We start from the raw sequence: 9,093 nt of genomic DNA on the forward strand, positions 1-9,093 counted from the left end.
ACACCCTTGCGGATGGCGCCCTTCTGCAGCTGGTTGAGGAACTCGCTGCGCACCTCGGACTGGGTCTGCTCCAGCCAGGCGCGGCGCGACAGCACCACGTTGTTGCGGTTCTTGTCCAGCTCGATGATCTTGGCCTCGATCTCCTTGCCGATGTACGGCTGCAGATCGCGGACCCGGCGCATCTCGACCAGCGACGCCGGCAGGAAGCCGCGCAAGCCGATGTCGAGGATCAGGCCACCCTTGACGACCTCGATGACGGTGCCCTTGACGGCCTCGTCCTTCTCTTTGAGTGCCTCGATCGTGCCCCAGGCGCGCTCGTACTGAGCGCGCTTCTTGGACAGGATCAGACGGCCTTCTTTGTCCTCTTTGGTGAGGACCAGGGCTTCGACTTCATCGCCCACGGAAACGACCTCATTGGGGTCGACGTCGTGCTTGATGGACAGTTCGCGGGAAGGGATGACGCCTTCGGTTTTGTAGCCGATGTCGAGCAGGACTTCGTCCCGGTCAACCTTGACGATGGTCCCTTCGACGATGTCGCCATCGTTGAAGTATTTGATGGTTTTGTCGATGGCGGCGAGAAAATCCTCGCTCGAGCCAATGTCGTTGACGGCTACTTGCGGCGAGGTGACGGTGGGACTCGGCATATTGTTGGGTTGCTCCGGACAGGTTGGGGTCGTAGGGACAAAGCTGGATTCAATTCGATCGTCCGGCTTTCCATCGCGCTGTGCACTCAGAATCGCCGCCGAACTACCTGCCAAGGCTACTCGACTAGGCACACGCTGGCCAAACTCGGCCCACCGGCGTCTTGAAGAAACCCCTTAATTTCTCCCGATCGACCGGCGGTCGGACGCTAGTGGGCGGCGGTGTCCCAGCTCGGGCCGTAACCGACGGACACCTCCAACGGCACGTCAAGCGGGTATGCGCCGCCCATCTTGTCGCGCACCAATGCCTCGAGCTGCTCACGTTCACCGTCGGCGACTTCGAACAAAAGTTCGTCATGAACCTGCAGCAGCATCCGCGATGTCAGCCCCGCAGCCGTGAGGGCTGCGTCGACCCCGATCATCGCGACCTTGATGATGTCGGCCGCGCTGCCCTGGATCGGCGCGTTGAGCGCTGCGCGCTCGGCGGCCTCACGAACCTGCCGATTGGTGCTGTCCAACTCGGGCAGGTAGCGGCGTCGACCCAGGACCGTCGAGGTGTAGCCGTCTTTGCGAGCCTGCTCGACAACGGCCATCAGGTAGTCGCGTACACCGCCGAACCGGGCGAAGTACTGATCCATCTGGACCTTGGCTTCTTCGGTGGAAATCTTCAGCTGAGCCGCCAGGCCGTACGCGCTCAAACCGTAGGCCAGCCCGTACGACATCGCCTTGACCCGGCGCCGCAACTCGCCGGTGACCTCCTCGATCGGCACGCCGAATGCCCGCGACGCCACGAACGAGTGCAGATCCTCGCCGGTGTTGAAGGCTTCGATCAGGCCTTCGTCGCCGGACAGATGCGCCATGATCCGCATCTCGATCTGGCTGTAGTCGGCGGTCATCAGCTCGGCGTATTTGCCGCCGGCTCGGGTGTCGACAACAAAAGCATCGCGGATCTGGCGGCCGGCGTCGGTGCGGATCGGGATGTTCTGCAGGTTGGGCTCGGTGGATGACAACCGGCCCGTCGCCGCGATCGTCTGGTTGAACGTGGTGTGGATACGCCCATCGCCGGCAACGGAATTCAGCAGCCCGTCGACGGTCACCTTCAACCGGGTGACGTCGCGGTGTGCGAGCAGGTGCTGCAGGAACGGATGCCCCGTCTTGTCGAACAGCGTTTGGAGCGCATCCGCGTCGGTGGTGTATCCGGTCTTGGTCCGCTTGGTCTTCGGCATCTCCAGCTCGTCAAACAGCACCACCTGCAGCTGTTTTGGCGAGCCCAGGTTGATCTGCTTGCCGATCACGGCGTATGCGGCTTCGGCGGCATCGCGGATCTGGTCGCCGAATTGGCTTTGCAGCAAACTCAACTGGTCCAGGTTGACGGCGATGCCGACGGCCTCCAGACCCGCCAGCACCCGTTGCACCGGCAGCTCCATCTCGGCTAGCAAGGACGTGGAGTCGATGCGGGCCAATTCGGTGTCCAGCGCGTCGGCGAGGTCGACCACGGCGCGGGCGCGCAGCACCGCAGTCTGTACGGCCTGCTCGTCGACGCCTTCATCGTCGTCGAGGAGCGAAAGCTGTTGCTGTTCAGACGTTTCCGCGCGCAGCTCGCGGCGCAGGTAACGCAGTGACAGGTCGTCGAGCGTGAAGCTGCGCTGCCCGGGGCGGACCAGATAAGCCGCCAGCGCGGTATCGGAGGTGACTCCGTCCAGCGTCCAGCCGCGCCCGGCCAGGTCGTGGATCGCCAACTTGGCCTCGTGCAAGGCTTTTGGCCGCTCGGGGTCGGCAAGCCACGCCGCCAGCGCCGAATCGTCCTCGGGAGTCAGGGTCGTGGTGTCGATGAAGGCGCCGTCGCCGTCGGCGGCAGCTATCGCCAACGCGGTCGCATCGCCGCCGTACGGCAGATGCGTGCCCACCACCGCGAGCCCGGCCCGGCGGCCGTCGGCGACGTGGTCGGCCAGCCATTGCCCGATCGTGCCGGGCTCCAGCGCTCCCCCGCGGATGTCGAATCCCTCGTCGACCTCGGGCTCGACAGCGGCCAGCGTGTCGAACAGTCGGTCGCGCAGGACCCGGAACTCCAGCTGGTCGAACAACTGGTGGATCTGGTCACGGTCCCACGGCTGCATCCGCAGCGTGTCCGGTGTCTGCGCCAGCGGCACGTCGCGAACCAAGTCGGTGAGCTCGCGGTTGAGCACCACGCTGGCCAGGTTCGCGCGCAACGCGTCACCGACCTTGCCGCGCACCGAGTCCACGTTGTCGACCAGCGCCTGCAGCGACCCGTATTCGCTGATCCACTTCGAGGCAGTCTTCTCGCCCACTCCCGGGATTCCGGGCAGGTTGTCGCTCGGGTCCCCACGCAGGGCGGCGAAGTCCGGGTACTGCTCAGGGGTCAGGCCGTACTTCTCGACCACGGCGGCCGGTGTGAACCGGGTCAGTTCGCTGACGCCCTTGCGCGGGTAGAGCACGGTGACGTCGTCGCTGACCAGCTGCAGCGAATCGCGGTCACCGGTGACCACCAGCACTTGGTAGCCCTCTTTCTCGGCTTGCGTGGTCAGCGTGGCGATCAGGTCGTCTGCTTCGAACCCGGGTTCGGCGAGCACCGTAATACCCAACGCCGCAAGGACTTCCTTGGTGACGTCGATCTGTCCGCGAAATTCGTCTGGCGTGGATGAGCGGTTTGCCTTGTATTCCGGATACCGCTCTGATCGGAATGTCTGCCGCGACACGTCGAACGCAGCGGCCACATGGGTCGGCGATTCGTCACGCAGCAGGTTGATCAGCATCGCGGTGAACCCGTAGACCGCGTTGGTGGTCAGCCCGCCCTGGGTTTTGAAGTTTTCGGCCGGCAGCGCGTAGAACGCCCGGTACGCCAGTGAATTGCCGTCCAGCAGCATCAACGTCGGCTTGTCGTCACCGGCTTTACCGGCGTCGGCCTTCTTGCTCGCGGTCCTCGCTGGGCTCACGGCCTCAACTCTAGGCACCCGTCATGACATCAGGTCAGCGGCTGCTCGTTGCCCACGTCGTACTCGCACACCGACGCCGAGACAATCGAGCCTTGTTGCTCGTCGCTGGGCCCGCTACCGCGGAACTCATCGAGCGCGACCCGCGACTCCCAGCGTTCGAAGATGTCAATGCGATCCGGCTCGATCAAGTCGGCGCTGATCGCGAAGTCGAGACAGCCCGGTGACTTTCGCGCTTGCCGCACGACTGCTTGGCAGTCTTCGAGGTAGCCGTCTCGCTGCGACGGGTCGACGACGAGGTAACCCGCGACGATCAACATGGCTGCTCCTTCGGTTGGCTCCCACCTCGACAATGTGACTGCGGAAGCCGGCGGAACTCATCGGTGACAGCGACAAACTGCAACACGTTTCAGTTTTGCCGTCGGGCTGGGTAGGCTGGCCCGGTGCCAGAGGTCACCATTCCAGAACCGGCGATCGACGGGTGGTTCGCCGCCGACGAGACCGGCAACCCGCATCTGATCGGCAGTAAGTGCCCCAAATGTGGCACCTACGTCTTCCCGCCTCGGGAGAACAACTGCCCCAATCCGGGCTGCGATTCCGACGCACTAGAGTCCGTCGCGTTGTCGACCCGCGGGACGCTGTGGAGCTATACCGAGAACCGGTATCCGCCGCCGGCGCCATACCCCGCCGCGGATCCGTTCGAGCCGTTCGCCATCGCGGCGGTCGAACTGGCCGACGAGGGAATCATCGTGCTGGGCAAGGTAGTCGAGGGAACGCTGGCGGCCGATCTGAAGGTCGGTATGCGGATGGAGTTGGCCACCATGACTCTGTTCACTGACACCGACGGCGTCGAACGCCTCGTACACGCGTGGAGGATCGCCGAATGAGTACTCCCGAACCGCTCTACATCCTCGGCGCCGGCATGCACCCGTGGGGCAAATGGGGCCGGGATTTCACCGAATACGGCGTGGTCGCCGCCCGCGCCGCGCTTGCGGAGTCCGGCCTGGACTGGCGGCAGATCCAGCTGGTCGCCGGCGCCGACACCATCCGCAACGGCTACCCGGGCTTCATTGCGGGGTCGACGTTCGCGCAGAAGCTCGGCTGGAACGGAGTGCCGGTCAGCTCCAGTTACGCCGCGTGTGCCAGTGGCTCGCAGGCCCTGCAGAGTGCCCGCGCCCATATTCTGGCGGGGTTCTGCGACGTCGCGCTGGTCATCGGCGCTGACACCACTCCGAAGGGGGCGTTCGCGCCGGTCGGCGGCGAACGCAAAAACGACCCGGACTGGCAGCGCTTCCACTTGATCGGCGCGATGAACCCGGTGTATTTCGCGCTGCTGGCACGCCGCCGGATGGACCTGTATGGGGCGACGTCCGAGGATTTTGCCCAGGTGAAGGTCAAGAACTCCCAGCACGGTCTGCAGAACCCGAATGCCCGCTACCGCAAGGAATCCTCGGTCGAAGACGTGTTGGCCAGCCCGGTGGTCAGTGACCCGTTGCGGCAGCTCGACATCTGCGCCACATCCGATGGTGCAGCCGCTCTGATCGTGGCGAGCGCGGACTTCGCCCGTAAACATCTCGGCTCCCTGGACGGCGTGCCGTCGGTGCGCGCTGTCAGCACGGTGACCCCGCAGTACCCGCAGCATCTGCCCGAATTACCGGATATCGCAACGGATTCCACCGCCGTGGTGTCAGCACCGAATCGGGTGTTCAAGGACCAGATCTTGGACGCTGCCTACGCCGAGGCGGGTATCGGGCCCGAAGACGTGAGCCTGGCCGAGGTGTACGACCTCTCCACTGCTTTGGAGCTGGACTGGTACGAGCACTTGGGTCTGTGCCCCAAGGGCGAAGCCGAGGCGCTGCTGCGTAGCGGAGCCACCGCGATCGGCGGGAAGGTCCCGGTGAACGCGTCAGGCGGGCTGGCGTGCTTCGGTGAGGCGATTCCCGCCCAGGCGATCGCCCAGGTCTGCGAGTTGACCTGGCAGCTGCGCGGTCAGGCCACCGGTCGCCAGGTCGAGGGCGCCACAGTCGGCGTCACCGCAAACCAGGGCCTGTTCGGCCACGGCTCGTCGGTGATCGTCGCGCGCTAGCTCGATGCGTCCAATGCACCGCGGAGTTTTCGTCGAGATCGACGCAGGCGCGGAAAAGTTCGAGTGACTTGCGCGCCAGCGTCGATTTCGGTGTCTGAATTACCCAACTGGCTCAGACCCGTCGGCCATGGCTCGTCGGTGATCGTCGCGCGCTAGCTCGACGCGTCCTTCGGGGTATCGAGGGTCTCCAGGACCACTTCGGCCACATGCTTCATCGTGGTCCGGCGATCCATCGCCGCACGCTGGATCCACTTGAACGCCTCGGGCTCGGTCATGCCCTGGTTGGCCTGCAATATGCCTTTGGCCCGCTCGACGAGCTTGCGGGTCTCCAGCCGATCGGACAACGTCTCGACCTCGCGCTCCAGCGCCCTGATCTCGCTGAATCGGCTGAGCGCCAACTCAATTGCGGGAATCAGGTCGGAGATCGTGAACGGCTTCACCAGATAGGCCATCGCCCCGGCGTCGCGTGCGCGCTCGACCAGGTCGCGCTGACTGAACGCGGTCAGCACCACGATCGGCGCGATCCGTTTGCTGGCGATCTCCGATGCGGCGTCGATGCCATCGCGGCGCGGCATCTTGACGTCCATGATCACCAGATCGGGCTTCAGCTGCTCGGCCAGCTCGACGGCTTCCTGACCGTCGCCGGCCTCGCCGACGATCTCGTAGCCCTCCTCGCGCAGCATCTCGGCCAAGTCGAGCCGGATCAGCGCCTCGTCCTCGGCGATCAGAACCCGGTGCGAGGTGCGCGCGTCGTCGTCGGTCATGACGGCCATTCTCCCGTGAACCGCGCCGATCCTCGACCGCGGGGCTGTGAGTCGGCTCGCATGGACCCATCCTCTATGGTGGGAGGCCGTAGTCAGCAGGCCCTCGTATCCCAACTGGCAGAGGAAACGGATTCAAAACCCGTCCAGTGTGAGTTCGAATCTCACCGAGGGCACTTAGCAAAGTCGCAGGAAGCGCGCCGCATGACGGACTAGCAAATCATGCTTATTCATACCGGGCGGTCCCCGGGCTCAAGTTCCACCGTGAGGTATGGGCTACCGCGGCGTATGGCTGCGATGAAATCGTCCCAACGGTCAGAGTCGCCTTCCGCGCGCTGGGTTGGGCAGGAGAAGCCCCCTTCGGCAGGTGCGATCGTTCCGTCCGCAAACTCGATGACGATCCGGCCCAAACGGAACCCGCCCCCCTCGGTGGGGTGATCGCGGCTAATCTCAGCCGCTCTCAGCTTGAGCGCTGCGGCGAGCGGTCGCGCCCATGCCGACACCACCATGGCGCTTGCAGGCGGTTCTCGATACCCACGCCGCTCCGGATTGAGCCGCTTCCGCTCCTCCTCTGCGTCGTAATCTTCACCGTCAAACTCAAGTTCGACAAAGGCCAGATGCGTTGAGGTCACGGCACACACGCGCCATCTTGTGGGCCTGAGGTGGGTGTACGTGGCGTGCGATCCTCTTATTTCCTCCGGGGTCACAAGAGCGGCAATCGCCATGTAGACGGCTTGGGGAGCCGTTATCCAGATGCGGCGGTCACCCGCTAGGACCGTGACAACCAAGTGCGTGCTTAACGCATGGTGCTGCGGTGCTGTGATGATCATTTTCCTCGATTCCCACAACCTGTTGCACCTCTTGCGACGCAGCAGTCAACGCACAGGAGGATGCACGTCCCATTTGGCCAGTGGCAACGCATAAGGGTGAACTCACAGCGAGGCGTCTAGTAATTACCTTTGTACCGAGACCGCGGGTCAAAGGGATGTCATTCCCGTAGTTAGAGCGCATCAGAGTTTGTCCCAGGGGCAAAGATTGACGGCAGCAGCCGCAACCAGCTCCCTGGGCTGGATTTTGTTGAACCAGCCATCGGTGACGGACAGGAGCTTGTCGGCCGCCTCAGTTGGGATTTGACGGTTCGTGTCGATGTCGTAGCAGACGGAGCGGCCAACCTCGATCAGGTCGGCCTCACTTTTGCACTTGAGCGGCCCCTGGCCGCAGCCGAGGCCGCGGTTGTCCAGATAGTCGATGTAGTCCTCGGCGTCGGCCTTGGCGTCGGGCGCGAGCACCAGGCCGAGAAGCGCCGTGAGGCTAATCAGGTTGATCGCGAGCCGAACCAAAGGTGACAGCCAATGGTGATTTTTGTTGAAACCGCGCGGAGAATCATGCGCCACAGGTGCCGTAAGTACCGAGATCCCGGCCAGCATCGCCACAACGGTCCACATCATCTTCATCTCTCGATCCGCCGTGATTGTGATGAGCCTTCAACCGTCGATCAGCGCGGCGAGGACTGCCAGAATCGTTTTGCTCATTTCGCACGCCCCTGCGCCTGAATCGGCATCCAGTCCTCGCGGTCCTGCGCGTGCGCCTGGGCCGCCTCTCTGTTGGGGAAGTTCCCGCGCTCCTCAAAGTCGTTCGAGTCCCACGGATGCACGCACAGCCACCAGTTCGGCTTGCCGGCCATGTTGGTGTTGACGATGATCCAGGTGCCGTGGTCGCCTACGGCGCTCCAGACCCCTCCGACGTGAGGCAACCATTTGAGCCGCATCAGATGGCCGCGTTCACCTTGGGGCCGGCGCCGCCGAACAAGAGCAGCGCAATGGCTGCGGCGATGAGAGTTGCGCGGAGAAGCAAGCGCCAAACGTCCTTGTTGGATGACGGAGTTCGACTCAAGGGCACGGCCAGATGTTGCACATCTCGATTGGCCCGTGGCAACCCGCATAAGCAAACTCACAGTGCGACGTCTAGTAATTACCTTTGTACCAACAATGGGTAGGAAACTAGTACGGCTGGCGCACTTGCTCGGCCTCAGCTTCGGCTATCCGCGCCAGCCTCAGCGAGCCGCTAGGCCTGAGTCGGGGCTCCTGGCCGACGTTCGTAACTTTCACAGCGTACGCACCAAAACCCGTTCTGCGTCCGGCCGCATCCAGCCCGCAGCGCACTACACAGGAACCCTCGATAACGCACACTGAACCGGCCTCGAAAAACAGTGAATCATGTTGCGACACAGTCAAATATCGCACTCAAACTACCCAAACAAACCAAGTCCGCCCGATCAAGCGCTAGCAACGCTATAAAAAACCGCGACAGTGTCACGTGGGTTTTCTCTGCCACAGTATGACGCCGCGGGCCCGTCTCAGTTCTTAGGTTTGCGACACCGTCAAGGCAAATCGCGGATCTATTGGGCAGCCACCTATCAATACGCTTGTCAACCATTCCGATAAGTTGCTCCCCGTTGATTCGGGCTTTAGAACCGAGGAACATCGCAACCACGAAGCATTCCCGCGTCCCGCCGTGTCTGAGAGGACCCAGATGAGCTTGAACAAACATCACGACGGTGAGGCTGGCGCGAGGGCCGGCAGGTTGACCACCGCGGCTGGTGCGCCCGTCGTTGACAACAACAACGTGATCACCGCCGGCCCGCGTGGCCCGCA

At 63.5% G+C, this 9,093-nt stretch carries 9 protein-coding genes and 1 tRNA gene; 3 read left to right on the forward strand and 7 right to left on the reverse strand.

All coding sequences use genetic code 11. From position 1 onward, the window contains the following. From VN856_RS24120 to VN856_RS24130, 3 genes are all read right to left on the reverse strand, one after another. The coding region (locus VN856_RS24120; protein WP_325693948.1) for a S1 RNA-binding domain-containing protein at nt 1–644 on the reverse strand (644 nt) is incomplete at its 3' end. A 206-nt stretch (nt 645–850) separates the two neighbouring features. Then, nucleotides 851–3,526, reverse strand: coding sequence for a DNA polymerase I (gene polA, locus VN856_RS24125; protein ID WP_325693971.1), 2,676 nt, complete (start codon nt 3,524–3,526; stop codon nt 851–853). Nucleotides 3,527–3,624: 98 nt separating this feature from the next. Next, the gene (locus tag VN856_RS24130; protein ID WP_325693951.1) at nt 3,625–3,912 is read right to left on the reverse strand and encodes a putative quinol monooxygenase; all 288 of its coding nucleotides are present in this window, start codon (nt 3,910–3,912) and stop codon (nt 3,625–3,627) included. Between the two features lie 123 nt (nt 3,913–4,035). Here VN856_RS24130 and VN856_RS24135 point away from each other — a divergent pair, with 123 nt between their 5' ends. Together VN856_RS24135 and VN856_RS24140 are read left to right on the forward strand one after the other, a co-directional pair. Continuing rightward, nucleotides 4,036–4,479 (forward strand): Zn-ribbon domain-containing OB-fold protein, encoded by a 444-nt coding sequence (locus tag VN856_RS24135; RefSeq protein ID WP_325693954.1) that lies wholly within the window; start codon nt 4,036–4,038, stop codon nt 4,477–4,479. After that, nucleotides 4,476–5,678, forward strand: a complete 1,203-nt coding sequence (locus VN856_RS24140) for a lipid-transfer protein (protein WP_325693957.1) — start codon at nt 4,476–4,478, stop codon at nt 5,676–5,678. Before VN856_RS24135 ends, VN856_RS24140 begins: the two co-directional genes overlap by 4 nt. A gap of 152 nt (nt 5,679–5,830) precedes the next feature. Here VN856_RS24140 and VN856_RS24145 read toward each other — a convergent pair whose 3' ends face one another. Next, on the reverse strand, nt 5,831–6,442 hold the full coding sequence (locus VN856_RS24145; protein WP_325693960.1) for an ANTAR domain-containing response regulator: 612 nt from the start codon (nt 6,440–6,442) through the stop codon (nt 5,831–5,833). A 99-nt stretch (nt 6,443–6,541) separates the two neighbouring features. On the opposite strand from VN856_RS24145, the gene VN856_RS24150 reads away from it, so the two are divergent. Then, a tRNA-Leu gene (locus tag VN856_RS24150) sits at nt 6,542–6,615 on the forward strand. Between the two features lie 54 nt (nt 6,616–6,669). Here VN856_RS24150 and VN856_RS24155 read toward each other — a convergent pair. From VN856_RS24155 to VN856_RS24165, 3 genes are all read right to left on the reverse strand, one after another. Further along, nucleotides 6,670–7,071 carry a hypothetical protein gene (locus tag VN856_RS24155; protein WP_325693963.1) on the reverse strand — a complete coding sequence of 134 codons (402 nt, stop codon included), beginning with the start codon at nt 7,069–7,071 and terminating at the stop codon, nt 6,670–6,672. 378 nt (nt 7,072–7,449) lie between these two features. After that, on the reverse strand, nt 7,450–7,893 hold the full coding sequence (locus tag VN856_RS24160) for a DUF732 domain-containing protein (protein ID WP_325693966.1): 444 nt from the start codon (nt 7,891–7,893) through the stop codon (nt 7,450–7,452). 74 nt (nt 7,894–7,967) lie between these two features. Then, nucleotides 7,968–8,207: a hypothetical protein gene (locus VN856_RS24165; RefSeq protein ID WP_325693968.1), complete on the reverse strand. Its 240-nt coding sequence runs from the start codon at nt 8,205–8,207 to the stop codon at nt 7,968–7,970. Between the last annotated feature and the right edge of the window lie 886 nt (nt 8,208–9,093).

The sequence above is a fragment of the Mycobacterium sp. genome (assembly GCF_035603715.1).
Taxonomy (GTDB): Bacteria; Actinomycetota; Actinomycetes; order Mycobacteriales; family Mycobacteriaceae; genus Mycobacterium.